Source organism: Methylobacter tundripaludum (assembly GCF_002934365.1).
Classification (GTDB): domain Bacteria; phylum Pseudomonadota; class Gammaproteobacteria; order Methylococcales; family Methylomonadaceae; genus Methylobacter_A; species Methylobacter_A tundripaludum_A.
Genome location: NZ_PTIY01000004.1, coordinates 133857 through 158893 on the forward strand (window position 1 = coordinate 133857; position 25037 = coordinate 158893).

At 51.5% G+C, this 25037-nt stretch carries 23 protein-coding genes and 1 pseudogene; 10 read left to right on the top strand and 14 right to left on the bottom strand.

Going from position 1 to position 25037, the window contains the following annotated elements:
* Window positions 1–241: 241 nt before the first annotated feature.
* Window positions 242–1210, bottom strand: coding sequence for a peptidoglycan DD-metalloendopeptidase family protein (locus B0F88_RS06455; protein ID WP_104423125.1), 969 nt, complete (start codon window positions 1208–1210; stop codon window positions 242–244).
* A 17-nt stretch (window positions 1211–1227) separates the two neighbouring features.
* Entirely contained in the window at window positions 1228–1398 is a 171-nt protein-coding gene (locus B0F88_RS19320; RefSeq protein ID WP_181049849.1) for a hypothetical protein, read from the bottom strand.
* Between the two features lie 119 nt (window positions 1399–1517).
* Here B0F88_RS19320 and lnt point away from each other — a divergent pair, with 119 nt between their 5' ends.
* Entirely contained in the window at window positions 1518–3020 is a 1503-nt protein-coding gene (gene lnt / locus B0F88_RS06460) for an apolipoprotein N-acyltransferase (protein WP_104423126.1), read from the top strand.
* On the opposite strand, the gene B0F88_RS06465 is transcribed toward lnt, so the two are convergent.
* The 3 genes from B0F88_RS06465 to B0F88_RS06470 all read right to left on the bottom strand — a co-directional run bounded on the left by B0F88_RS06465 (window position 3007) and on the right by B0F88_RS06470 (window position 6573).
* Window positions 3007–3255, bottom strand: coding sequence for a DUF1640 domain-containing protein (locus B0F88_RS06465; RefSeq protein WP_104423268.1), 249 nt, complete (start codon window positions 3253–3255; stop codon window positions 3007–3009). The two genes, lnt and B0F88_RS06465, sit on opposite strands and share 14 nt — an antisense overlap.
* Window positions 3256–3470: 215 nt before the next feature.
* The gene (locus B0F88_RS19170; protein ID WP_146083319.1) at window positions 3471–3713 is read right to left on the bottom strand and encodes a hypothetical protein; all 243 of its coding nucleotides are present in this window, start codon (window positions 3711–3713) and stop codon (window positions 3471–3473) included.
* Between the two features lie 178 nt (window positions 3714–3891).
* Window positions 3892–6573: a bifunctional acetate--CoA ligase family protein/GNAT family N-acetyltransferase gene (locus tag B0F88_RS06470; protein WP_104423127.1), complete on the bottom strand. Its 2682-nt coding sequence runs from the start codon at window positions 6571–6573 to the stop codon at window positions 3892–3894.
* A 150-nt stretch (window positions 6574–6723) separates the two neighbouring features.
* On the opposite strand from B0F88_RS06470, the gene B0F88_RS06475 reads away from it, so the two are divergent.
* Window positions 6724–7287 (top strand): hypothetical protein, encoded by a 564-nt coding sequence (locus B0F88_RS06475; protein WP_258076579.1) that lies wholly within the window; start codon window positions 6724–6726, stop codon window positions 7285–7287.
* A gap of 166 nt (window positions 7288–7453) precedes the next feature.
* Here the strand turns inward: B0F88_RS06475 and B0F88_RS06480 are convergent, their stop codons facing one another.
* From B0F88_RS06480 to B0F88_RS19900, 7 genes and pseudogenes are all read right to left on the bottom strand, one after another.
* Entirely contained in the window at window positions 7454–9142 is a 1689-nt protein-coding gene (locus B0F88_RS06480; RefSeq protein ID WP_104423129.1) for a glycoside hydrolase family 17 protein, read from the bottom strand.
* Between the two features lie 251 nt (window positions 9143–9393).
* Window positions 9394–10011 (bottom strand): TIGR04282 family arsenosugar biosynthesis glycosyltransferase, encoded by a 618-nt coding sequence (locus tag B0F88_RS06485; protein ID WP_104423130.1) that lies wholly within the window; start codon window positions 10009–10011, stop codon window positions 9394–9396.
* Complete coding sequence (locus B0F88_RS06490) at window positions 10008–10799, bottom strand: sterol desaturase family protein (protein ID WP_104423131.1); 792 nt, start codon at window positions 10797–10799, stop codon at window positions 10008–10010. Before B0F88_RS06490 ends, B0F88_RS06485 begins: the two co-directional genes overlap by 4 nt.
* Entirely contained in the window at window positions 10787–11479 is a 693-nt protein-coding gene (locus B0F88_RS06495) for a TIGR04283 family arsenosugar biosynthesis glycosyltransferase (RefSeq protein WP_104423132.1), read from the bottom strand. The genes B0F88_RS06490 and B0F88_RS06495 overlap by 13 nt, the downstream gene beginning before the upstream one ends.
* A gap of 113 nt (window positions 11480–11592) precedes the next feature.
* Entirely contained in the window at window positions 11593–13731 is a 2139-nt protein-coding gene (recQ, locus tag B0F88_RS06500; RefSeq protein WP_104423133.1) for a DNA helicase RecQ, read from the bottom strand.
* A gap of 172 nt (window positions 13732–13903) precedes the next feature.
* Complete coding sequence (locus tag B0F88_RS06505) at window positions 13904–14404, bottom strand: GNAT family N-acetyltransferase (RefSeq protein ID WP_104423134.1); 501 nt, start codon at window positions 14402–14404, stop codon at window positions 13904–13906.
* A pseudogene (locus tag B0F88_RS19900) lies at window positions 14401–14583 on the bottom strand (type II toxin-antitoxin system TacA family antitoxin); the annotation flags it as partial. The gene B0F88_RS06505 and the pseudogene B0F88_RS19900, both read right to left, overlap by 4 nt.
* 561 nt (window positions 14584–15144) lie before the next feature.
* On the opposite strand from B0F88_RS19900, the gene B0F88_RS06515 reads away from it, so the two are divergent.
* From B0F88_RS06515 to B0F88_RS06550, 8 genes are all read left to right on the top strand, one after another.
* Window positions 15145–15354 carry a DUF2281 domain-containing protein gene (locus B0F88_RS06515; RefSeq protein WP_104423135.1) on the top strand — a complete coding sequence of 70 codons (210 nt, stop codon included), beginning with the start codon at window positions 15145–15147 and terminating at the stop codon, window positions 15352–15354.
* Window positions 15354–15737, top strand: a complete 384-nt coding sequence (locus B0F88_RS06520; protein WP_104423136.1) for a type II toxin-antitoxin system VapC family toxin — start codon at window positions 15354–15356, stop codon at window positions 15735–15737. The genes B0F88_RS06515 and B0F88_RS06520 overlap by 1 nt, the downstream gene beginning before the upstream one ends.
* Before the next feature lie 164 nt (window positions 15738–15901).
* Entirely contained in the window at window positions 15902–16750 is an 849-nt protein-coding gene (locus B0F88_RS06525; RefSeq protein ID WP_104423137.1) for a metallophosphoesterase family protein, read from the top strand.
* A complete protein-coding gene (locus tag B0F88_RS06530; RefSeq protein ID WP_104423138.1) occupies window positions 16747–17412 on the top strand; it encodes a P-loop NTPase in 666 nt (221 codons plus the stop codon). Before B0F88_RS06525 ends, B0F88_RS06530 begins: the two co-directional genes overlap by 4 nt.
* Window positions 17413–17544: 132 nt before the next feature.
* On the top strand, window positions 17545–18666 hold the full coding sequence (locus B0F88_RS06535; protein ID WP_104423139.1) for a hypothetical protein: 1122 nt from the start codon (window positions 17545–17547) through the stop codon (window positions 18664–18666).
* Between the two features lie 168 nt (window positions 18667–18834).
* Window positions 18835–19863, top strand: a complete 1029-nt coding sequence (locus tag B0F88_RS06540; protein ID WP_104423140.1) for an IS110 family transposase — start codon at window positions 18835–18837, stop codon at window positions 19861–19863.
* 563 nt (window positions 19864–20426) lie between these two features.
* Window positions 20427–20696: a hypothetical protein gene (locus B0F88_RS06545; protein WP_104423141.1), complete on the top strand. Its 270-nt coding sequence runs from the start codon at window positions 20427–20429 to the stop codon at window positions 20694–20696.
* Window positions 20697–20701: 5 nt separating this feature from the next.
* Entirely contained in the window at window positions 20702–21094 is a 393-nt protein-coding gene (locus B0F88_RS06550) for a PIN domain-containing protein (protein ID WP_258076580.1), read from the top strand.
* Between the two features lie 62 nt (window positions 21095–21156).
* Here the strand turns inward: B0F88_RS06550 and B0F88_RS06555 are convergent, their stop codons facing one another.
* Together B0F88_RS06555 and B0F88_RS06560 are read right to left on the bottom strand one after the other, a co-directional pair.
* A complete protein-coding gene (locus B0F88_RS06555; RefSeq protein WP_104423143.1) occupies window positions 21157–21375 on the bottom strand; it encodes a DUF2281 domain-containing protein in 219 nt (72 codons plus the stop codon).
* A gap of 283 nt (window positions 21376–21658) precedes the next feature.
* Window positions 21659–24910 (bottom strand): DEAD/DEAH box helicase, encoded by a 3252-nt coding sequence (locus B0F88_RS06560; protein WP_104423269.1) that lies wholly within the window; start codon window positions 24908–24910, stop codon window positions 21659–21661.
* Window positions 24911–25037: the final 127 nt, after the last annotated feature.

Here is a 25037-nt window from a genome sequence, read left to right on the forward strand (position 1 = left end):
ATTCGTAAGCGTATTCGGGGAATAGCTTGATTATTGATTTTAATTCAAAGCCTTACGGCATCGAATTAGCTAATAAAAAACAATATTCGGATTTGCCGGGAAGTCATTATTTTTTATCGAAGTTCTCGGTCGCACTATAAGGGCTTAAAGATCAATGGTCAAGCTATCGGGTTACGCCGCCTCGAGACCGTTACGCGGCCGCACTCGGCATCGTAAGTGACTATGTTGGGTAACTGACTTTTCATTTGACGGCATTGTCCATCTGCTGGGGAGCACTCCTTTTAAGCCATGTATTGACTGCCGGTTCTTCGGCCAGTCCCTGCCGGTTGATAAAGGTAAACGGTACGGAAACCAGCTTCATATCACGATTAATCTGAACGGTGAAATGCAGATGCGGGCCGGTGGTAAAACCGGTGTTGCCCGAATAGCCGATCAATTGACCGGCGGCCACCGCCATCCCCGGATAAACCTGGGCTTTCTCCAGTTCCAAGTGGGCGTAAAGCGCCATGGAACCGTCATCGTGCAGAATCCTGATGTTGTTGGCTTCTGAGGCGTAGGCCCTATTGGCGCCGCCCTTGGAAAAATCATCCTCGGCTTCGAGCACGATACCCGATCTGGCCGCATAAACCGGGGTGCCGATCGGCATGATAATATCTACGGCATATTTGTTCTGTTCGTCGGCATGGCTGAAACTTCCGCCGAAAGCCTGGGAAATTTGAAACGACGTATCGGGCGCTATCGGCGGCAAATAGCTTGCGCTGGAACGGTAATGCGCTAAAGGGCGGCCGATGACATAGCGGTATTGAAGCGTAAACCGCGATGGCTGATGGTCATCAACCGGGTTTATTTCAAAAAGCGAGTCCGATTTTCCCGGCGCAACTACAAAGCGCCTGGGCAAGTCGGGCTTAGCCTGGATATTGTTTTGTTCGGTAAAGTCGATTTCGACTTCAACGGGACCGGCATAGTCGTTACGGATAAAAAACCGGGGATGCTGCTTGTCGCCCGACCGTAATAGCCAGACCCATTGCTTGGGCGCCGGGGCCTTAAGCTGCCTGACCTCAAGCTTTAGCTCGGTTCCGGTCGGCTTGTCGGTAAAATGCCAGGTGCCTTGCGCATCCTGAAATTTATACAGTTTTTGAGCGGCGACACTAAACGAACAGAGCGGTAGCAGTATTAAAATTGACAGCGAGGTTTTTAATCGAGTGTTCACTGAAAAAAAGCGCCGACCTACTCTTCAGGCCGGGTGGGGAAAAAAGGATCAACGATCAAAACCGGGATAAACAGCGCAATCAGTACCGCAATCGCAACAAAAGCCGGGCTAATAACCCCCGATAGCCAATAGGCTATCAGGCTTCCCCATACCATGCGCATGGGCTTGGGTACTTTAACGATTTTCAAAATATGCTCCTCGGCGTTGAGCCTTGTTGTCTCGATAACGGGCTTCACTTATTATGACAGTTAACTTCAATGCGCGTCCATTGACAAAGGCGCTCATATTCCGAATCCAAAAACAAAACATGCATTATTCAAACAGTAAGTATTGGGATTTTTGCGCCCCGGTTGCCGGTATTTTACTCACCTTATCTTTTGCCCCGTTCGATTATTCCTGGCTGGCTTTGGCCGCGATGGCGTTTTTGTTTGCCGCTTGGCGGGGTTGTTCGGCCAAACGCGCCGCCTTGCGCGGTTATTTGTTCGGCTTGGGCGCGTTCGGTTCGGGCGTATCCTGGGTGTACATCAGCATGCACGATTTTGGCGGAGCCGGCGCGCTGGAATCGAGTCTGCTGACCGCCGTGTTTGCCGCCTTTTGGGCATTGTTTCCGGCGTTGGCGGGCTATCTTTCGGTAAAAATGAAAGGGCCGGGTCAGGTCATATTGACGCCGGTTATCTGGATGCTGGTTGAATATCTTCGCGGCTATTGGGTGCTGAACGGATTTCCCTGGCTGCAACTGGCCTATTCTCAGCTGGAAACGCCGCTGGCCGGATACATACCGGTATTGGGCGCTTACGGTGCCGGATTTATCGCGGCGTTGACGGCTTCGATCGCCGTAGAAATTTGTCGGGGTAAAAAAAGGCTGTTGCTGATAACGGCGCTTACAATCTTGTGGGGAACGGGCGCTTTGTTGCGGAACCAAACATGGACGCATGAAATCGGTCAGCCGATCCGCGTTTCGATGATTCAGGGCAATATAGCGCAGGATCAAAAATGGCGGCCGGAAAATAAAATCAATACCCTGTTGAAATATAAAAGGATGACCGAAGAACATTGGGATTCCAATGTCATTATCTGGCCGGAAACCGCCATCCCCGCCTACCTGGATCAGGTTCAAGACGCTTTTTTAGCGCCTTTGGCTAACGACGCCAAGCTGCACAATACCGATTTAATCATCAGCGTTCCGGTGCAGGAAACCGCCCCGGTTAAAAACTTCAATGCCGTAATAACCTTGGGTAAAGAGCAAGGCATGTACCGCAAGACCCATTTATTGCCTTTCGGGGAATATCTGCCGCTGCAACCTTTATCGGGATTCGTGCTCGACCTGATCAATATCAGGTTGGGAAATTTTACGCCGGGAACGGCAACCCAGCCCTTGTTGAAAGCGGGCGGCTACCCGTTCATAACGCTGATCTGTTACGAAGACGTATTCGGTGATTTGAGTGTCCGGGGCCTGCCAGATGCAGCTTTCCTGGTTAACGTGACCAATGACGGCTGGTTCGGCGATTCGATAGAGCCGCATCAGCATATGCAAATGGCAAGAATGCGGGCGATCGAAACCGGTCGCTTTTTGTTGCGATCGACCAATACGGGAATGACGGGGATTGTTTCGTCGAAAGGTGAAATCGTTGGTCAAGCTCCGCTGTTTCAGGAAACAGCGCTTACCGGAACGATAAACCCGATGGGCGGCATGACGCCTTACGCGAGATGGGGCGACAGGCCGGTTATTGGACTAATGGTTGTTTTGTTGCTCGGTTTGCTGGGGTACGGCAAGGTTAATGTAGGGCGTATTAGCGTTACAGCAGTTTGACCAGCGCGGCGACAATGCTAATAGCTACCGTTATGAGAGCGCCTAGTTTGATGATAAGGCGTTGTTCAAGATCGCGCATGTCACGGTGCATATCTTCTTTGGTAACTAAATCTTTGAGATTGACTTTCAATACTTCGGACAGTGCAACGGCTTCAGCTTCGGCCTGTGCAGGAGGGACACCGGCGGCTTTCAGGGTGTTGGCGAATTTCAGGGTATCAAAAGTAATCGTGGTCATGACGTGCCCACCGGTTTTAAATGTAGTATTCAGTTTGTCGCGCTTAACATGCGCCGCAAATTGTCGAGCTGTTGCTGGAGGCGATAAAATGCAGCCGGCCAAAAAGTCTTGCGTTGGCTAATGCCTCCTCTTAGCTCAGGCATCGTAAAAACGTTAGGGACGAGGTTGGAGTTGCACCTTACCGCGTTGAGCTTGGGCGCACCAACTCAATGCTGCTATCCAATCCTAATATATCTTCCTGGGATGGGTGGCGGGGATGCAAGTCTTGTAACAGATGAATCGGTTATGTTTTTTTCGTGCCCACCATAGTTTGCATCAAGCGCGATAAGCCCAGAAACAAAACCTGTTTCATTGTTCATTATCCAGCACGCAACAGGAAATGTTATTTCGTTTTCATCATCCTGTTTTTCTGAAACCCAATTCCATGTTCCAGAAACTGGAATTATGCTATTCCCCATAAATACACCTCTTTCTTTGTAAAATTAATTTATTTAAACAGTAATGTAGTGCGTTGGGTAGAACGCAGTGAAACCCATCTCAATGATAGTAAATCATGATGGGTTTTGTTATCACTCCACCGATCCTACCGTGCTTTGAAAATCCGCGTCATCCGTGTTCTATTTCTATAAAGCCAAATCACTGCCTCAAATCCTTAACAACCCGCACCACTTCATTGTCACCCGCGATAGTTTCAATGCTGAAACCCAGCTTGGCAACCAGCGACAACATCGGTTTGTTGACAGCCAGCACTTCGCCTTCAAAGAACGACAAGCCTTTGGCTTTGGCAGTCTGCAACAAGGTTTTCATCAGTTTGGTGCCGATGCCCATGCATTGGCAGTCGTCGGCAACGACCAGCGCAAATTCCACCGAATTGCCGTCCGGGTTGACCATGTAGCGGCCCACGCCCAATTCGTTCGGCATGTTTTCGTCCTCGGTGACCGCAACAAAGGCAATTTCACGGTCGTAATCGATTTGGGTGAAGCGCACCACCATTTCCGGCGTCAGTTCCTGCAAGGCCTGCATAAAACGGAAATATTTAGTGCGTTCGGACAGGCGATGGACGAAATCTTTTTCCATGCCCGCATCTTCAGGGCGGATCGGCCTGATCGTAACATTGACGCCGTTCGATAATTGATGATGCTGGATCAGTTCATGCGGATAAGGGTGGATCGCCATATGCGAATAAGGCGAAAGTTGGTGCGATGTTTCGGCTTTAATACGCGCATCAACCGCCATTACGCCGTGTTCGTCGACAATCAGAGGATTAATGTCCAGCTCCAAAATCTCCGGCAGCTCGCTGACCATAGTCGATACATTCAGCAGCACGTCCACCAGCGCTTGTTTATTGGCGACGGGTAACTGACGGAACGCTTCCAGGTATCTGGCCGCCTTGGTTTTGGCGATCATCTGCTCAACCATATACGCATTCAACGGCGGCAGCGCGACGGCGCTGTCCTTCAAAATTTCCACCATCGTGCCGCCCAGGCCGACGCTGATCGCCGGGCCGAATACAGGGTCCCTGACCACGCCTATCATCAGCTCGCGCCCGCTGGGGGATTTGAACATCGGTTCAACCGTCATGCCGACTTCGGTGATTTCGGGATATTTTTGCTTAATGGCCGACTCCATTTCCATGAAGTGCTGCGAAACTTCCTTAACGCTGTTGATATTAAGCCGCACGCCGCCTATATCGGATTTGTGGCTGAACTCGGCCATATTGATTTTTAACACGACCGGAAAGCGCATCGATTCAGCGGCAATCATCGCATCCTTGGCGCTGGAAACCTTGATGGTCTGGTTGACCGGGATGTGGAATGCGGCCAGGATGGCTTTGGCTTCCTGCGCGGTTAAAACCTGGCGGCCTTCCGAAAGCACCCGTTCGATAATCAAGCGCGCGCCCGTAACATCGGGTGTCGCCAATTCATCGGTAGGCGAGGGAATTTGTTTCAGCAGGATCTGGTTCTGGCTATAGCTGGCCAGGAATGAAAACGCATCGACCGCAATTTCCGGCGTACTGAAGTGCGCGACTTTGCTGTTGGCGAAAAGATTGCGGCCTTCCTGAACCCGTGAGCCGCCCGTCCATGACGCCAACACCGGTTTTTTACTGGTTTTCGCGGCTTCGATAACGCATTCGGCGACCTGAGTCGGATTGGTCATCGCCTGGGGCGTCAGTATTACCAGTATGCCGTCGATATTTTTGTCTTTAAGGCAAATTTCCAGCGCTTTTTGGTAACGTTCGGAGGTCGCATCGCCCAGAATATCGACAGGATTGTCATGCGACCAGTGTACCGGCAACACCTCGTTTAGTGCGGCGATGCTGGCAGGGCTCAGTTCCGCCATTTGCACGCCGACGTCCTCGGCGCGGTCGGTGCTCATCACGCCGGGACCGCCGGCGTTGGTGATGATCGCCAGACGGTCCTTTTTGACCACATAATTGTTGGCCAAAACGCGGGCCGCGGAAAACAGCTCATTGATGCTGTAAACCCTGACCACACCGGCCCTGGCAATCGCCGCATCGAATACGTTGTCGCCGCCGACCATCGCGCCGGTATGCGACATCGCCGCCTTGCAGCCCGCTTCATGACGGCCGGACTTGATCAGGATCACCGGTTTTAGCCGCGCCGCGGCTTTAAGGCCGCTCAAAAAGCGGCGGGCGTCGCGGATGCCTTCAACATACATCAAAATGCCGGTGGTTTTGCTGTCGGTCGCCAGATAATCCAGCACCTCGCCGAAATCAATGTCCGCCGCCCCGCCCATCGAAACAACCGTCGAAAAGCCGATGTCCTGGGATTTTGCCCAATCCAGAATCGCCGTACACACCGCGCCGGATTGAGACAGCAGCGCCAGATTGCCGTCCTTGATCGTGCCGTCGCCGAAGGTCGCATTAAGGTGTCCGCTGGGACGGGCAACGCCCAGGCAGTTAGGGCCGATGATGCGGATACTGTAGCGATGGGCGATGTCCAGCACTTCCTGTTGCAGCCGCTTGCCTTCAACGCCCAGTTCGCCGAAACCTGCGCTGATAATGATCACGGACGTGACGCCTTTTTCTCCGCACTGGCGGACAACGCCTGGAACGCTGGGAGCCGGGGTCGAAATCACTACCAAGTCGAGATCCTCGGGAACGGCATTGAGATCGGGATAAGCCTTTAAGCCTAATAAGGTGTCGCGCTTGTTGTTGACCGGATAAAGCCCGCCTTTAAAGCCCGCTTCCTGCATGTTCAGCAGCAGCCGGTAACCTACGCTTTCCTCGCGTTCGGAAGCGCCAACGATAGCAACAGATTTGGGGGTGAAAAAGCGATTCAGATAATGAGGGCCCATTGATGCTCCAGAAATAACGGAAAGAAAATGCGGTTTATAGGCCAAAATTCTAGCATTGTTATCCCGTTGACCGGATTAAATTTTAATGACGGAGCCGTGTGCCGCGCCGGAAGTTGATACACTAAGCTTTTTGAATCGACGGAAAGTATTTTGAAACGTTTGAAGAACCAGCTCAGTGCGCACCTCCTGTTCATAGCGCTTTTTAGCGTCATGATGCATCAACCGGTATTTGCTCATGCCGGAGATCATAACAATAGTTGTTTTCTGAGCGTGGGCGATACCCGGTTGCGCATAAGCGGCTACCAATTCCAGCGGGAGCTGGAAGGAAAGCACTTTTGCCATTTTTTCCCCGAGTTGGGGCAGATCGTGCTGGCGGTGGAACCGCTGGCGGCAGGGGAGGAAAAGACCTTGGTCACACTGGAGCTGGCGGCATTGACGTCGTGGTTTAACCCCGGCCAGGCGTTTACCGTGATCAAGCAACAGCCTGAAGAGCTGCTCGGCACAGGCCTTGCGTCAATTTCGCAAAGCATCGGGCAGCGCGGCGTCTACAGGCTTAATGTTACGCTGCACGACGGTTCCGGTGACATACAGCAACAGCGGTTTTTGTTTTTGGTGGGTTTCCCGGTGACCAAGATAATGGTGATGATTGCCGGGTTGCTGGTTTTGGTGATCGGCTTTGCCGGGCTGAAAGAGTTTAAAAAGAAAGGGCGATAATGCGACCAAGTTATTTCCGGTTAGATTCGCCCGTGTCTTAAGCCTTAGGAACATGGATGAAATAACTTGAGCAAGTTTTATTTTTCATTTTTTAACCATGAAGGACATGAAGCGGCATGAAAGGTTTAAGCCTTCATGCTCTTCATGGTAATTGCCTAAATTAATTTTATGCACGATCCTTAGCTTTATCAGCGGCATCTGTGCTGAATGGGGCGGACAGGATGGACAGACAAAGCAACCAAGCCAGCAGTTGCTGGTTATGAAATGTATAAGCCAACGCGAACGGCAGGCCTTCGTAAAAACCCGGATGCGCCAGAATGAAATCATGCCCGTCCATAAAAGCCTTGGTCTCGCCCAATATCAAGGCGATAACCCCAATGCCCATCAAGTAGGCGAGAATGCGGTCGTGACGGCTTGAAAAATTCCCGCCGGTTAGATGATCGAACGCCAGGGTTTGATAGTTTAACCGGCGTTGGCGCAGCCACAGGCAAACTATCAAACCGCAGACGCCAATCGCGGGAATGGCGAATTGCTCGACCGGGAAGCTCAGATAGCGTCCGTTGAAGGCCAAGCTGTAGGTTTTATAAAGCGCCAGCAGTATGAAAATCAGGTAGCCGGTTCTCAATCGGGTCGCTAATTTTTGCATGTCGGGATTGTCCGCCAAAACATCATAGAAACGCCGGATCAGCAATCCGGCCAATACGGTATTCGCGGCAATCATCGACAGACTGTACGCGCGTTGCCAAGGGTTGTAACTGGTGTACCACAGAAAATCCGCCAGCGTAACCAGACAAACGCCAAGCGCCTGCGCCAAAGCCAAAAACACCAGCGCTCGCGGCAGGGAAACACCGTGCAGCTTTTTATAGTAAGCAGCAGCAATCAGTAACCACAAGCCCGTCGCTAAAGCGAAATGCACCGGCCAGGCAGGATTCTCGCTGACCGGGCCGGTTAAAGGGAAAATCGGTTTATGATCAGTCGTCAGCAATCCCCAATTGGCGCCGGCCACTCCCTCAAAATCAACTTTCCAAGGCTGGTTAAAAGCCTCGATGATGTTGTAGTCGAAATGTTGGCGGCCGGCGACCTGAAGCAGGCTGCGAATGAATTTGGCGGAATTGACGACGCTGGGGACGGCACCGCCGCGCTGCCGCCCGACGCTCGGCCAGCCGGACTCGCCGATCAGGATAGGCTTGTTTTGCCCCATGCTGAGCGCTTTATCTTTGACTTGTTGAACGATTTTCTCAATATGTTCAGTTGCCTGTTCAACCGGTACCGGTTCGTCTTCCCAATAAGGCAGTATATGGATGGTGATAAAATCCACCTCATTGATCAGTTGGGGGTATTTCATGTACATCGACCAAACATCGGCGTATGACACCGGCTGTTTAACCGCCTGTTTGACCTGCCGGATATAACCGATCAGGCTGTCGATATCCATGTCCCGACGCAGCAGCACTTCATTGCCGACGATGATCCGTTTGACCACATCGGGGTGGGCGTTAACCGATTGGATCAACGCCTCGATTTCTTTTTTATTGTTTTCATGGTCAGGTCCCAGCCAGCCGCCCTGAATCATATTGACGCCGTATTTACGCGCAATATCGGCGGTAGGTTCGCCGCCAAGAATCGAGTAAGTGCGGATGGTATAGGTCTTATCCGCCAGCAATCCCAAATCTTCGTTGATATGCTCAGGCAGCGGCGTTTTAAAGCCTTCACGGGACGATGCGAAAGACAGACTCATGATTTTTCCGGCCGGTACATCCGCGCCTGCATCCTGCGGCCGGTTGGTAAACCAGTCGATAGCGCCGTGGATAATAATGATTAAAATCAGGCAGAGCGGGATTTTTGCGTGTTTCATAACGATAGAGTTTAGGATACGGCCATTAATAATTTCCCAATATGGATCGGGTAAAATTTTTCCGTTCGCCCTGAGCCCTTCGGCTACGCTCAGGACTAAAGGACTTGCCGAAGCATGATCGGCTTGACGATAGAAGACAGTGATTTCGGGAAGTTATTTTTAACCAAATCCTTAGAGCGAACAGATGAACTTCAAAACCGACTTGCGAATTATACGGTTTTTGAGATTTTGATGGTGGAGTTAGACGATCTTTAATGTTGCCGATACCGCTCCAAATCCTTCGGGGTATCCAAGTCCCACTGTTCGCGCAGTTCATGATGGCGGAGCCTATGGCGCGCGATACGGTCGCGGGTTTCATCAAGCACCCTCGACGTTCCCCAGGGCATGTTATCGAACAGTTCCGGCTGGGGCCGATTGAATCCGATCAGTACATAGCCTCCGTCTTCCGCGGGGGCCAGCACGACTTCGTTTTTCTGATTTAAGGCGGCTAACGCTTGCTCCAGATCCTGACCGGTTAATGACGGGCAATCGCAGCCCATTAGCAAGGCATGGGAGTAGTCGGCAAGCGCCGAGCAAAAAGCGTGGTGCATGCGTTCGCCTAAATCGGCTCCTTGTTGTTGCCGGAGGACTAATGGATAGTTTGCCGCCGATTCGGTAAAAAACGGATGCTCGGTTGCCGGTGCGCACCAGAGTTGTACCGGACATAAGTTGCTTTGTACCGCCCGTTGCAGCGTTTTTGTGCTGAGTTCGATATGAAGCTCGGCGGCCTGTCCGGCGGTTAATTGAGGGATTAAGCGGGTTTTGACTTGGCCGGGAACCGGGGCTTTGCAGAAAATCATTAGCACGGCATCGGGGTATTTGTAAGTCATCGTTTCCGCAAGGCCTTAAAAGGCAGCAGCAATAATTGCATAAAGCCTAACTCATGCTGTTCGCGGAAAGGCTTTAACCCTATATCCATAGCCGTTTGAGGCTGTTTGGGTTCGGCAACGTAAGTTCTGCACAGCCTGTCCCAGCAGGAAATCGAAAAGCCGTAATTGCTGTCGGTTTCGGCCGGAACGGTCGAGTGATGGATGCGGTGCATGTCCGGCGTGATGATCAGCCGACGCAGTTTTTTGTCTATCGCCGATGGGATGTCGATGTTGCTGTGGTTGAAGGTCGCCGCGCCGTTCAGGATGATCTCAAAAGCGATGACCGCCCACGGATTCGCGCCGATCAAAGCAATGCACAGCACTTTGTACAGCATCGAAATCATGATCTCCAGCGGGTGAAAGCGCACGGCGGTGGTGGCGTCGAATTCCAGGTCGGTATGATGCACCTGATGCAAACGCCACAGCAGCGGCCATTTGTGCGAAACGATGTGCTGGCAGTAAATCGCAAAATCAAGAAACAGCAAGGTCACGATAACCGACAGCCATTCGGGTGCGGCCAACCAGTTTAACAGGCCGTAACCTTGGCCTGCGGCGGTTACGGCGCTCAGGTAGGCAATGCCGCCCAGGCTTAATCGCATGATCGCGATGTTGAAAGCGGCAAGCCCCAGGTTAACCGACCAGCGCTGCTTGCGGCTGATGTGATGAGTTCTTCTGGGGCAGAGGTATTCCCAGACTATCATGATGCAGAAAATGCCCAGCGCTACGGATAAACGGATTACGGTTTCCAAAATTGCCCCCTGGAATAAAGTGCGGCCAATAATTGCGGGTCTGCGCCGAAGAAGTAACGCAGGCGCAAGCTCCACATCAGCAGTATAGTCCTGTACAGCCCATAGCGCTCCCATCTTCGGCCGGAACTGGTGACTTTGGCGCTAAGACAAAGCGGCGGGCTGATTTTTTTCAGCGCTTTGCTGATGGCGATGTCTTCCATCAACGCGATTTCGGGATATTGACCAACGGCTGCAAACGCTGCTTGTGTGACAAAGATTACTTGGTCGCCGGTAGCAATGCCGGTCAGGCGGGAGCGTAGGTTCATCATCCAGGCGATCACGTTCAACATGACATGATCGCCGCTTAGTTGAATGTCGAAACGCCCCCATTGTTTGCCGTTACTGAGTTGTTGTTCGATCAATTGCAAGGCGTGTTCGGGCAGGTAGGTGTCGGCGTGGAGGAAGATCAAGATGTCGCCGCCGGCATGGCTTGCGCCGACGTTCATTTGCCGGGAGCGGCCTTTTGCCGAGTAGATGATTTTGTCAGCTAAATGGGCGTGAGGGTAATTAATATTCGACTGGCCGCTAGTCGCGTCAACAATGATGATTTCGCAGTTGCTGCGTAAAGGCTGCAACGCGAGCAGGCACGAGGCTATGGTTTTTTCTTCATTCAGGGTTGGGATGATGATCGAAAATTTCATTAGTCAAAAAATTAAAAAATTTTCACCACGAAGACACGAAGGGCACGAAGTTTTATTTCTTCGTGCCCTTCGTGGCGAGTAAGAGCTTTTTAAGCTGTTCGTAGACACTGCAATCACCCCGTTTGATGCTGCAACGCGGCCCTGATACAGCGCAAAACCCCGTAACTGTATTGCCCGTCAAACAACTCGTAAACCGGTTTAAGCGCGTTACGCTGCTCTTCGGGCAAGTTGAGAATAGCGGCTTCTATTTGCCTGATTTCCTGCTCGGGCAATTCAACGACATCGGCCAGCACCAGCATGCCTTGTTCCAGCGACTGGGCCAAATGCCCGTAAATAGTCGTATCTTGCAGTTCCCGTTGCTGAGCGATCTGCTTTACGCTGTAGCCCAAGCGGAATAAGGCCACCGATTCGGCCATCGTATCCGACAGGCCGATCGGCCCGTTTTTATTGATGTCGACAAACTCGCCGATCACCGCCAGGAACTCATCGGCATAAAGTTCCAGCTTGCGTTCGCCGACACCGGACAGCTGGCTCATTTGCTGGCGATTGGTCGGCTTGGCTTCCAGCATCGCCATCAAGGTTGCGTCATGGAAAATAACATAGGGCGGCACATCCTGGGCATCGGCAAGCATCTTGCGCTTGGCGCGCAAGGCGTTCCACAGCAGGGTATCGTCGGTTTTGGCAAACTGCCTGTTTTCTCTTTTACTACCTTTGATTTTCTCGGCTTTCAAGTCCTTGCGCAGCATCAGCTGCTGCTCGCCGCGCAAAATAGGCCGACAGGCTTCGGTCAGTTGCAATGCACCGAAGCGGTCGAAATCGACGGCAACCAGCCCTCTAGCGACCAGCTGCCGGAACACCGAATGCCATTGCTGTTCGTCAATATCCGTGCCGATGCCGAAGGTCGACAGTTTGTCGTGAGCGGCTTTGACAATCCGCTCGGTGGCCTTGCCGCGCAACACATCGATCAGATAGCCGACGCCGTAGCGTTGTTGGGTGCGGTGGATGCAGGACAGCGCTTTTTGCGCGGCCACCGTTCCGTCCCAGGTGTTGACCGGTTCCAGGCAGGTGTCGCAGTTGCCGCAGGGCTGATCGAGAATGTCGCCGAAATAAGCCAGCAAGGCCTGACGACGACAATGGACCTGTTCGCATAAGGCCAGCATCGCATCCAGTTTGTGGTATTCAACACGCTTGTGCGCTTCGTCGGCATTGGAATCCTGAAGCATTTTCCGCAACGTGATCACATCCTGCAAACCGTAAGCCATCCAGGCGTCGGCGGGCAAACCGTCGCGCCCGGCCCGGCCGGTTTCCTGGTAATAGGCCTCAACGCTTTTCGGCAAATCCAGGTGCGCGACAAAGCGGACATTGGGCTTATCGATGCCCATGCCGAACGCGATGGTCGCGACAATGACCAAACCTTCTTCCATTAAAAACTGGTGCTGATGCCTGGCGCGCAAACCGGCGTCCATGCCGGCATGATAGGGCAGGGCGTTAACGCCTTTGGCCCTGAGCCATTGGGCGGCGTCATCGACTTTCTTGCGTGACAGGCAATAAACAATCCCGGCGTCACCGGCGTGTTCGGCGCGGATAAAATCGATCAGCTGGTCGCGGGCATTTTGTTTTTGCACGATCCGATAACGGATGTTCGGGCGGTCGAAGCCGCTAAGATACAGTTGCGCTTGCTCCAGATTCAGGCGTAACTTGATTTCTTCGCGGGTTTTGTCGTCGGCGGTTGCAGTCAGCGCGATGCGCGGAATGTCGGGGAAGCGCTCGTGCAGCAGGGACAGCTGGAGATAATCGGCCCGAAAATCGTGTCCCCATTGGGATACGCAATGCGCCTCGTCAATCGCGAACAGCGCAATCTTGATGCGCTGGAACAGTGCGCCGGTGCGTGCCGAAGTCAATCGTTCCGGTGCGATATACAGCAAATCCAGATCGCCGTTAAGCAGCTGCTGCTCGGTTTTACGGGATTGTTCAAGGGATAAAGTAGAATTCAAAAAAGCGGCTTTGACGCCCAATTGCAGCAAGGCGTTGACCTGATCCTGCATCAACGCGATCAGCGGAGAAATCACGATGCCGACGCCGGGCCGGATCAAAGATGGAATCTGGTAACACAACGACTTGCCGCCGCCGGTCGGCATCAGCACCAACGCATCCTGACCGGCTATCAACTGTTCGATGACTTCCTGTTGCGATCCCCTGAATTTATCGTAGCCGAAGACAGTTTTGAGGACTTCGATGGGTTTATTGTTCATAAAGCCTTTTGTGATCAACCTAGTATCCAGCGCATGTCAAAATTCGGTATTTCTGTTCCCTCTCCTGATGGAGAGGGTTAGGGTGAGGAGATTTAAAAAACGACAACGATGTGCAAACGCTATTATGTCATTATGCCGCAGAATACGCTCAACGCCTACTGCGTATAAGCGGTTAGCCTTTGTAGGCAATGCCCGTAAGCGGGAGAATAAGTTGCTGAGGGAGAGAGCCTAAGTTTGTAAATCCATGATGGCGATAGAAAGCTTCCGCGTGATCGTCCTTGGCATCAACCACAACAGCAAAAACCGTTACCTCGGAACGCAAAGCTCTGATAATCGCATCCCAAAGCAGCGCACCACCCAAGCGCCGCCCCTGAAAATCAACATCAATGGCAAGCCGCCCCAATCTGGCAACGGGAACCGACGGATAGCGCGGAAGACGTTTTATAATGTCCTCCGGCATATCGGTTAAAAGAATGCCGCCAGCCGCAAGGGTGTAGTAACAGGCAACGCGGTTTGTATCGGTTTCCAATGCCACATAACAAGCCGTCGCTCGGCGGCGCACGTCTTGCGTGACGTGCTCCAGGAAATAACTGTTCAAGACTTCCACGTCGCAGGAAAATTTTTCCCGGTCGTGTTTGGAGTCTAAAACCTCAATGCGAAACCGCCCGGTCACTCTGAGTCGATCAGCTGATCGTGGGCTTCTTTAGCTCGCACCAATGCAGGCGAAGGAGGGGCGGGATTGAGTAGCAGGTCTACAAAGCGGCGTTGATCTTCAGCAGCAATGCGGATGATGCCGGTTTCTTCAATAGTGCGATAGGCAGCTTCTTGGGCGGCGGTGACGACGAAATCGCTGACGCTCCGGCCTTAAAGCTCTGCGGCGCGTTTGACGACGGCAAGTACATCCGGGGCAATGCGGGCTTCAATTCGGGATGTGCGTATGGGCTCAGTTATCATGATGATGTCCTCCTTTTCGCAGTGTACGGGTAATAACCGGACAACGTCAAATATTCCTTGCAGCTGCCTTATACACAGCATTACGTTCACGCTTGCCAACGGCCACTACAGCGACGATTAACTCAGCATCTCACACACTTCGTACACCAGCCGAAACCCCATATTACGGAGTTTGATTTTGTATCGGTTTTTTTTGCCCCGAAAGTTTTGAGGCAGGGACATGCGGATTGGCGAGCTTAATAGGTCATGAAAATAAAACAGTAAGCTTAAAACGTGGCTCTGCGAAAAAATGATTACCTTTTATAGCTGATGATTTTTGCGAGTCTTGAAATCAGTGATTTGATAGAAACCAATGCTCATCAAAAATTTTTTAGTATCGTGAACTTTGTAGGGTACGCTATGCCTATAGTTCCAAGAACAGAAGGCTTTGTGAGCCGGTTAATTTGAGCGGAGGTTAAGATGAATATTGCAGAACATAAGTTAAATTTAATACGTCAAATCGACGAACTGCCGGAAGAGTCATTAATAGAGCTGGAAAAAATAGTTTCACAATTGCAGCGTAATAAAAAGCCGAAATCAAAGCGGCTGGCGGGCTGTATGAAAGGCTTGGTGGAATATATGGCAGATGATTTTGATGCGCCATTGGATGATTTTAAAGAGTATATGTGATGCGTTATTTGCTGGATACGCATACGTTGATCTGGTTTTTAGAGGGCGATCATCGTCTTTCTGCAGCTGCAAACGACATTGTCAGCGATGCCGATAATGATATTTATGTGAGTATCGTTAGTCTTTGGGAAATGGCAATCAAGATAAGTCTTGGTAAATTGCAGTTGTCGCAATCGCTGGAGCAGGTGATTGAGCAATTGGGGCAACAAAATATTACCTTGTTTGAAGTTCATCCAACTCATGTTTTAACAGTGTTAAGTTTACCTTTTGAGCATCGCGATCCCTTCGACCGTTTGTTGATTGCTCAGGCTTTGGTGGAAGACATGAAGTTTATCAGCAATGAAGCGTTGTTTTTGCGATATGGCGTGGATAGGGTTTGGTGAATAATCAGGGGGAACCTCTTAAATAGTTGGCAGGGTAATTTTTCCGTTAGAATGCAAAGCTCCCTTCCTCTTTATAATATTGGATAAGGCTCAAACTGTTGTCTAGCGGGCTTTATCTATAGAACCAAAAGAATTCCACATATCAAAAATTACAAGGTCGTTTCATGGACAATTCTATTCGTTGGCTGCATCTATCCGATTTCCACGTTGGTAGTGACAATTATGCGCAGAAGCGGCTGTTCGAGAAAATCATCGAACACGTCAAAGATCAAGTAAGCAAAGGCTTTGTCCCTGATTTAGTCTTTATAACGGGAGATATTGCCAACAAAGGTTTGAAGGCCGAGTACGAGATATTTCGCAAAGAATTTTATAAGCCTTTGGAAGAAGTGCTGGTTGATGCGAAATTTTTTACCGTACCAGGAAACCACGATGTAGCCCGTCCTCCGTCAGACGGATTGAATAGGTTAAAATTCGTGGAGCCCGGCAGCCGTTTTTTTGATTCGAATAAAGAAGGGAAAAAGGCTAGAGAGCAAGTTACTCCCCGATTCAATCTCTATAAAAAATGGGTACCTTGTAGTGCGACCAGCGATTGGGTTGCTTCCGCTGATGGTGCGTTTATCGAAAAATTAGATATGCGTGGGCAATATGTTGGCATTGTGGGCATCAATACCGCTTGGCTTTCTATGGATGATCATGACAAAGACAAGCTCACCCCCGGATTTCATCTTGTTGAATCCTCGCTCGATAAAATCAAAGACTGCTCTGTCCGTATCGTCATTGGGCATCATCCTTTGCATTGGCTGATCGAAGAAGATGCGCGACGCTTGCGCACTCTATTCGGTCGTCACCGAGTGATCTACTTGCATGGCCACATGCACCGAGCGGAAGCGCGAAAGGAAGACGGAGCGGGCGAATCATTCCTCGTGTTTCAGGCGGGAGCGGCTTTTCAAGCCCGTGATGATGAGCCTTGGTATGGGGGGAGTTGGATTGCAGCAAGCATGAACTACGCTTGAGTCCGCGTTATTGGAATCCCGATAATATGGATTGGCCTACCGAAACCGGACGTTTCCCGGAAAAACTGCGTGTACCCAATAGCGACTGGTGGGCTTATGACTTGCCAACTTCAGATGAGATAAAGCCGTCCTCATGGCAAGCGCCGGACGGCTGGATGCTGATTGATCAGGCCGTTCTGGAAAACCATCGCCGCGATATTTCCGCCGATGAGGCGGAGCGTTTTTTCGATGGAGCCGAACCGGATTGGTCGCTGGCTCTGTGCAGCGATCTGCCGAGGCGGGCGGTGGTGGAGAGTTTGGTAGAGCGCATCGCCACTTATCAAGGCAAGGAACGGCCCTTGGTGGTGTTGCTTACCGGGCCGGGCGGTGAAGGCAAGTCTATGGCGGGGCGGCAAACGGTGGTCGGATTATTCGAGCGCGATCCCGGTTTGCGGGTGCTGTGGCGAAACGACGATGCCGCTACCCTCACTGCCGAGCAATTGTTGAATTTACCGCAAGGGTCATCGCCTTGGCTGGTCGACACCGATGCGTCCGATCTAAGCGCCAAATCACTTTGTGAAGCGATGAAAGCCTTGTCTAAAGCAGGGCGTAGCGATGTGCGTTTTTTGCTGACTGCGCGGGAAAGCGACTGGCGGTCGGCGGGCGGGGCGAGTTTGCCCTAGGTCAATCATGCCGACTTTCACCAAGAAACGCTCAGTGGTCTTACTCAAGCCGATGCCACGGTCATCGCAGGCGCGTGGCTGAAATTCGGCAGGGTCGATTGTCAAGGCGAGGCGGCAACCAATCAAGACGAATTGAGCCAACGCCTGTTCGACGCGGCGAAAGCCGAAGCGTCTTTGGGCGAGGGCGCATTGCTGGGCGGCGTGTTGCTTATACGCAAGGGCGAGGGGTTGCGTGCTCATGTCCGATCGCTGCTGGAGCGTTTACAGGCGAATCCGTTGACGAATGGATACACGCTCTATACCGCTTTCGGCTATATCGCCGCAATGCACGCTGAAGGTTTGGATTTTCTCTCCCGCCCTGTTTTGGCGGAAGCCTTGGATTGCAAAACCAGCAGCCTTCAAAAGGACGTGCTTTTTCCACTAGGCAGGGAGGCGGCGGCGGGCGGCGGCACGATGATACGCACTCGCCACCGCCGCATTGCTGCCGCAGTTATTGAAGTTATGCAAGAGGAGTTTGGTGAAGACATAGAAAACTTCTATTTGGATTTAGTTCAAGCTGCTGTTAAAGCCAGACCGAAAGCATTTATTCAGGGATATTCGCGTTGGGAATATGACTTACCCGGTCACTTTTTGAAAAAACAACCAGAACTTGCTTTGCAAATCGGGAGCATATTGTTGGAACTGACCCCCCATGCCAAGTTGGCAGTCAGCCTAGCGCGGATTTACCGCCAATCGGACGATCCAGCCGAAGGCGCCCGTGTGTTGCGCGAGTTCACGGGTGACGTTAGTGGTGATAGGAGCTACTGGTATGAATGGGGCACTTGCGCTGGCGGAACGGGCGATCATGCTCTTAGCGCATGGCTGGCGGGCTGGTCGCTGGCGGATCAATCAGGTGTTGAGCCGCCAGACAATGACCGTGCCAAAAAGAGCCTTGCCGGGTTGGGCGTTGCTTTTGCCGAGCTGTTCAAGCGTTACCCGGACCGTGCCTTTATCGAAGCGCGATATGCTGTAGGACAGTTGGGGTTGAAATTGCGGCTTGATGATACGGCACGCCGTTACTTTAAGAGTCACCTTGGCGAAGCCGAAGCGGAGGGTGTGAAGCCTACCGATTTGGACGGAGCCTTTAGCCGTCTACAAACAGGTTTAAACCTTGCTTGGGAAAACTGCGCCGAACACGAAAGCCTTACAGAACGGATACCAAAGCCACAAGCCATGCGATTCGATGGGCTTAAGCGATTGTTTCCTTTAGGATAGTCGGATAGGTAGCGCTTTCCTGCAAACTATATTTGTCTTTTTTTTCTGTATAAAACAAGATACAGAGTCATAGGATAATGGTATGGACTCCTCCTCTTCCCTACGGCATCGCGATGTGCCAAAGTGGAAGAAAGTAACAACCACTTAAATGAAGAAGAGGAATCCACCATGAATATTACGACAATCGGTTTAGACATTGCAAAAAACGTTTTTCAAATACACGGCGTGGATGCGAATGGAAAAGTCGCATTTCGAAAACAACTTAAGCGTATTCAGGTGTTGTCCTTTTTCGCCAACCTGTCGCCTTGCTTGATCGGCTTGGAAGCCTGCGGCGGGGCGCATTACTGGGCTCGGGAGTTGCTCAAGTTAGGGCATGATGCACGGTTAATCAGTCCACAATTCGTCAAACCGTATGTCAAAGGTAATAAAAACGATGCCAATGATGCGGAAGCAATCTGCGAGGCGGTGGGTCGCCCGAGCATGCGTTTCGTACCGGTAAAAAGCATTGAGCAACAAGACATCCAGATGGTGCACCGGGTGCGTAGCGGCTTGGTCAAGGAGCGCGCAGCACAAGCCAACCGTTTGCGTGGTTTATTGAGCGAATACGGGATAGTCATGGGTCAAGGTCTGACGCAGCTACGCAAGCGCCTGCCGGAGATATTGGAAGATGGCGAGAATGTCTTAACGATGGCGGCGCGGCAAATCTTCGCAGACTTGCAACAACAACTCATCGAACTGGATAAACAAGTATCCGTTTACGGCGAGAAAATCCTGACGCTGCATCGGTCAAGCGCAGTCAGTAAAACGCTGGGCACCGTCCCCGGCATTGGGCCGATCACCGCCACGGCGCTGCTGGCTTCGCTGGGCGATGGCAAGGCTTTTGACAAGGCGCGGCAAGTTCCGGCTTGGCTGGGCCTTGTTCCTAGGCAAGATTCCAGCAGTGGTAAACCGAAACTGCTGGGTATCAGCAAACACGGCGACACCTATTTGCGCACCTTATTGATCCACGGGGCCAGAGCAGTCGTCAAAGCAGCGGCAAAAAAAGACGACGTACAGAGCCGTTGGATCAACGACTTGGTCAAACGGCGCAACGCCAATATCGCGGCAGTGGCGGTCGCCAACAAAAATGCCCGAATCGTCTGGGCACTACTGACCCGGACGGAGAGCTACCACGCCCCTATACCAGCCGGTAGCTAAACAAGTAAAGGATGCACCACAACCCATTTTTAAACATTTATAAAGAGGTTTTAACAGTCACTCCCCCAGTTGTGAAGCATTTTTCAATACGATGGCAAACAGGTCAAACCGGTGTTTTCAGGAATCCGTTCAGCGCATGGGCCTTCGAGGTCGGTAGGATGATAGAGATGAGAACACGCGGAAATCCATCAGGGCCAGAGGCAGCAAAGGCCTCATTAACAGGCCGGATATATGGCAGCAACTGCGTTGACTGACCGTAGCGATCAAAGAGAAAAAGCTTGCAAAACGGAGGAGTCCATATATGTGCCGACGATAGGAGGAGCATCATTCGTGAATGATGCGCTTCACTTTGTTCAGCACACCCTATATGGTGCAACCTATGGCTTTTAACCGTTGTCAAAAGAATTAGCGCATGAAATACGCTGATGAAGATTATTTTATTCCTGCGCTGATGTCTTAGTTCCAATATAATTCCCCCCCAATAGCCGAAAAGTACGCACAACGTACCCCGCCAAAATGAGAGTTGTCGGCAGCCGGTACATCCTTAAAAACAGGAGAAAACCATGCAAGCCATCGAATTTGAAACTATTGCTCACGGGCATACCATCCGTATCCCCGACACAGTGCCGGACGGGGTTCGTTTACAGGTTCGGCTGTTATTGGATGAGGATGCCGCCGTAGCGATGGAGCGGGTATTTCCCGAAGAGAAGAATGTCAAAAATCATCCCCCTCAATCTATCAAGCAGCTTAAAGGGATCGCGCCTAAACCTGAGCGGGTTGTCAGTTTGGAGGAAATGGATGCCGCTATCCAATTAGAAGGCGCGAAACGTTGATCGGCTTGGATACCAATGTCTTGATTCGCTACATTGTGCAAGATGATGAGCTGCAAGCTCGGTTAGCGAGTGACTTGATTGAAAACCAATGCTCTACAGAAAATCCTGCATTTATCAATGAAATCACCTTGTGCGAAATCGTATGGGTATTAAAGCGGGCTTATCGCTACGATAAAACTGTTATTTTGACGATATTAAAACAACTGCTCAGCATTAGTGAAGTTTGTATCTCATCCCGCACGGCAGCATGGGCCGCTTACTCTGATTATGAAATAGGCAATGCTGATTTTTCAGATTATTTTATTGCGCGCATTAACAAAAAAGCCGGTTGTCCTTTCACATTTACGTTTGATAAAAAGGCCTGTCAAAACGGCAATTTTAAATTGCTCTCTTCTTGAATAGATTTGGTTGCATCGGGCAAAATCTTTTCGTTGCCTGACATTCTGGCTGTTGTAGGGTATTAATTAACAATCAGGCGGTCATAGCACTCTTCGCGGTTAAATTTGCTCGCTTTGAAACGGCCGCGATATTTCGCTAAAGTGGCAAGTGCATTTTCTCTGCGTATACGCTCATCATCGGCCTGTTTGGCTTTTAAACTTTCAGCAAAATCCAGTACCTCGGCAGCGGTGTGTTCGGGCAGGGTTTTGACGGTTTCATAAATGCGTTCGGCAATGTTCATTAGATTAGCTCATTGATTGAGTTATTATGAAAAAATCCATTCGCGTGGATACAAAACGACATGTATCCACTGATTCGTCCTTACTATACCAGATTCGTGAATTGCGACCTTCTGGATTTGAAGAGCAGCCTTGTAGGCCGGAATAAGTCGGTTTGAGCGATAGCGAAAATCGGCGTTTCCGGCACCAACACCCGAACTCGCCGGAAACGTCCGACCTATGCTACGCGTGGTCGGTCTTATTCCGGCCTACCTCGGCATCGATAATGAAAATCCCAAGCCCGCCTCACAACGGCTCAAACAAAGCCGTCAGATCCTCCGCCGTCAGCTTCAACGATTCCTCTTTAGCCCCGCCCTTATAAATCCCTTCGGCCAGCGCGCGCTTTTTGTCCTGCATCGCGATAATTTTTTCCTCGACGGTATTTTCAGTAATCAGCTTGTAGATGAATACCGGCTTGTCCTGGCCGATGCGATGGGCGCGGTCGGCGGCCTGGCTTTCGGCGGCGGGGTTCCACCACGGATCGTAAATAATCACGGTGTCGGCTTCGGTCAGGTTTAAGCCGACGCCGCCCGCTTTCAGGCTGATCAGGAACACATTGACTTCGCCGCTTTTAAATCGTTCGATGGCTTCGTCGCGGTTGCGGGTTTGGCCGGTCAGTTTGGCGTAGCCGATTTTTCGGGTGTTCAATTCGTTTTCAATCAGCGCAATCATGCGGGTGAATTGCGAGAACACCAGGATGCGGCGGCCTTCTTCCAGCTGTTCCGGCAATAGCTCCATCAGCAGGTCGAGTTTGGCGGATTCCTGCACTTTTTGCGCTTCTTTCAGCGGCAGGGTGCGCGGGTCGCAGCAGGTTTGGCGCAGTTTAAGCAGGGCGTCCAGAATGGTGATGTGGCTGCGCGACAGGCCCTTTTGGGCAATCGCATCGCGGACTTTTTTCTCCATAGTCAGGCGGATGCTTTCGTATAAAGCGGCCTGTTTTGCATACAACGGCACGGAGCGGATGATTTCGGTTTTTGGCGGCAGTTCGGTGGCGACGTCCTGTTTGGTGCGGCGCAGCATGAACGGCGCAACCCGGCGCGACAGCCGCGCTCGTTGTTCGCTGTCGCCATGTACTTCAATCGGCGTGCGGTAGATTTTTTTAAATGTGGCGCTGTCGCTTAAAAAGCCCGGCATCAAAAAATCGAATTGCGCCCACAGTTCGCCCAGATGGTTTTCCATCGGCGTACCGGTCAGGCAAAGCCGGTGATTGGCTTTGATGCGGCGCACCAGTTGCGCGGCTTTGGACAACGGGTTTTTGATGGTTTGGGCTTCGTCCAGGATCAGGTAATGGTACTCATGCTCCAGCAGCGTTTCCTCGTCCCGTGACAGCAGCGGATAGGTGGTCAGGATCAGGTCGTAGTCCCTGATTTTGTAGAACAGCTGTTTGCGTTCGGTGCCTTGCAGGATCAGGATTTTCAAATCGGGCGTGAAGCGTTCGGTTTCCCGCCGCCAGTTGCTCATCAGGCTGGTCGGCGCGATGATCAGCGTGGGCAGATTCATCCGGCCGCTTTGTTTTTCGAGCAACAGGTGGGTCAACGTCTGTATGGTTTTGCCGAGGCCCATGTCGTCGGCGAGTATGCCGGAGAATTTATATTCCCGTAAAAATTGCAGCCAGTTGAGTCCGTGCTGCTGGTAAGGCCGCAGTTCCGCCTGCAAATTGGCAGGCAGGGCGACATCCTGAATGCCGGTAAAGTTTTTCAGTTTTTGCCCCAGTTCCCGCAGCTCTTTACCGCCGCTTATGCTGAACAGGCCGTAGTTTTGTTCTTCCATGTCGGCCAGTGCGGCGGCGTTAAAGCGGGACAGTTTCAGCGTGCCGTCTTTGTCCATCGTGCTGCTGTTGAACAGCTCTATCAATACGTTCAGGAACGGCTTGATTTTGTCGCTGGGCAAGTTCAGATAGTTATGCCCGCCGAGAGGTATGCTGAGCATTTCCGGCAGGTTTTCCGGGTCGTAGTTTTCCAGCACCGGCATAATCAACGGCAGTAACGGCATGGGTTGGCCGTCGATTTCTATGTTAAAGCGCATCTCAAACCAGTCCTGCTGGCTTTCGCTGATTTGCGCGTCCCAGTTCTGCGCGGTCTGGAAATTAAGCAGGAAACTTTCGTCGATGTCGATAATCCAGCCCTCCTGTTCCAGATCCAGCAGGGTGTTTTGCAGAAAGTCCCCCCAGCGCGCGGCGCTGTCCATTACGGTTTGTGCCGGGCTGTATAGGAACAGTTCCTGTGCACCGAATTGCACGGTAGAGGCGGGGGCGAAACCGAGGTCGGTCAGGCGTTGTATTGCCGGTTGTTCGGTTTCCATGTTGCGTTTAATTCGCACCAGTCCATGTTCGGTTTTTACCACGCTGTAATCTTCCGGGGGGATCGCGGAAACCGTCCAGTCGCCGTAATTGAAACCGACCGCCATAAAATGGATGTACTGCTGGGGCGTCGACTGATGGCCGAACAGCAATAGTCTGGGCGTAGGCGTTAGTTCGTCGGCTTCGATTAACTCGACCTTTTTGGGAGCAGGCAGCGGTAGGCTGGGGTGCTCGATAATCAGACGCTGGCTGAATTCATCGGCATACTCGGCCGGAATGCGTGGGGCGGCCAGAATATGTTTAAGTTGCTCGGCCGAGAGGTTGTGGGTATGGAGCGCGCCTATCACGCCCAAAGCGCCGTCCAGGTATTGCGGCGGTTCGGTCAGCAGCAGGAAAGCGGGCGGGTCGATTTCGACGGCTAATTGAAAATCGCCGTTATCGGCTGTCCGCCAGTTAAATTTTAAATCGCGGTCGGTTCCTTTTGTTAGCGGAGCCCGTTCTACGTTTTGCCAGAACAGCCTGCCGGTTTGCAATAATTTGGACAAGGCCAAATAACCGGTGGCGCCGGCAATCAAGGGTTCGTCTTTAAAAGCGGGGTTAAGCGCCGTCAGCAGTTTGGCAATTTCCTGATCTCCCGGCTGAACGTAATTAAGATAGGAGTAGCTGTAACGGAGATTATTCAAGGTCGTTTTTCTGCCCTTATTTAAACCGTCGGTTTTCTTTGCCTTGGTGATTAAAAAATCGACAGTGAATTCGTGTTTTGCATTGCCGGGTATCAGGATATACGCAATAAACTCCTGCGAGGCGTCGTGTTGCCAGGGCGTTTGTTGATGAAGGCTGTCGAGCCAGTCCAGACAATTGGATTTTGCATTCGGTGCAGCAAAGCCTTGGCTGGAGTTTTGATACATCAGGCAGGCGGCGGCAACGTGTTTGCAGTTATAGCCGACAGGGCAAGTGCAATCGCCTTCAATTTCAGCTGCACTATAATCAGGCCGCCAGACGATGCGGATGTTTTGCCGGTATGGGTCTTTATGGCTGCCTTTTACGGAGGCATTAATCTGTACAAAAAGGGCCCCTTCGCTCTTAACTGTGAGACTAAGCACCATGCCCTTTTCAAAATAACTGCGTCCGCGCTCATAAAAAGCGTCGCCACATTCGTAACGTATATCGGAGCGAAGCAGTTTTTTTTGTTTAATCATAGCAGGCATGGGCGAACAGTTGGACAAAGCGCTTATTGTACTGCAATCCGGCGAAGTTGTAGGGGGTAGGTATCTTTAACAATAGCTTTATTTGCCGATTTCTGGTTAAGTACGATTAAAATTGATG

Coding starts and splice junctions, on each gene's coding strand:
- lnt (WP_104423126.1), top strand. CDS start 1,518: ATGCATTATTCAAACAGTAAGTATTGGGATTTTTGCGCCCCGGTTGCC.
- B0F88_RS06465 (WP_104423268.1), bottom strand. CDS start 3,255: ATGACCACGATTACTTTTGATACCCTGAAATTCGCCAACACCCTGAAA.
- B0F88_RS19170 (WP_146083319.1), bottom strand. CDS start 3,713: ATGGGGAATAGCATAATTCCAGTTTCTGGAACATGGAATTGGGTTTCA.
- B0F88_RS06470 (WP_104423127.1), bottom strand. CDS start 6,573: ATGGGCCCTCATTATCTGAATCGCTTTTTCACCCCCAAATCTGTTGCT.
- B0F88_RS06480 (WP_104423129.1), bottom strand. CDS start 9,142: ATGAAACACGCAAAAATCCCGCTCTGCCTGATTTTAATCATTATTATC.
- B0F88_RS06485 (WP_104423130.1), bottom strand. CDS start 10,011: ATGACTTACAAATACCCCGATGCCGTGCTAATGATTTTCTGCAAAGCC.
- B0F88_RS06495 (WP_104423132.1), bottom strand. CDS start 11,479: ATGAAATTTTCGATCATCATCCCAACCCTGAATGAAGAAAAAACCATA.
- recQ (WP_104423133.1), bottom strand. CDS start 13,731: ATGAACAATAAACCCATCGAAGTCCTCAAAACTGTCTTCGGCTACGAT.
- B0F88_RS06515 (WP_104423135.1), top strand. CDS start 15,145: ATGAATATTGCAGAACATAAGTTAAATTTAATACGTCAAATCGACGAA.
- B0F88_RS06520 (WP_104423136.1), top strand. CDS start 15,354: ATGCGTTATTTGCTGGATACGCATACGTTGATCTGGTTTTTAGAGGGC.
- B0F88_RS06525 (WP_104423137.1), top strand. CDS start 15,902: ATGGACAATTCTATTCGTTGGCTGCATCTATCCGATTTCCACGTTGGT.
- B0F88_RS06540 (WP_104423140.1), top strand. CDS start 18,835: ATGAATATTACGACAATCGGTTTAGACATTGCAAAAAACGTTTTTCAA.
- B0F88_RS06545 (WP_104423141.1), top strand. CDS start 20,427: ATGCAAGCCATCGAATTTGAAACTATTGCTCACGGGCATACCATCCGT.
- B0F88_RS06555 (WP_104423143.1), bottom strand. CDS start 21,375: ATGAACATTGCCGAACGCATTTATGAAACCGTCAAAACCCTGCCCGAA.
- B0F88_RS06560 (WP_104423269.1), bottom strand. CDS start 24,910: ATGATTAAACAAAAAAAACTGCTTCGCTCCGATATACGTTACGAATGT.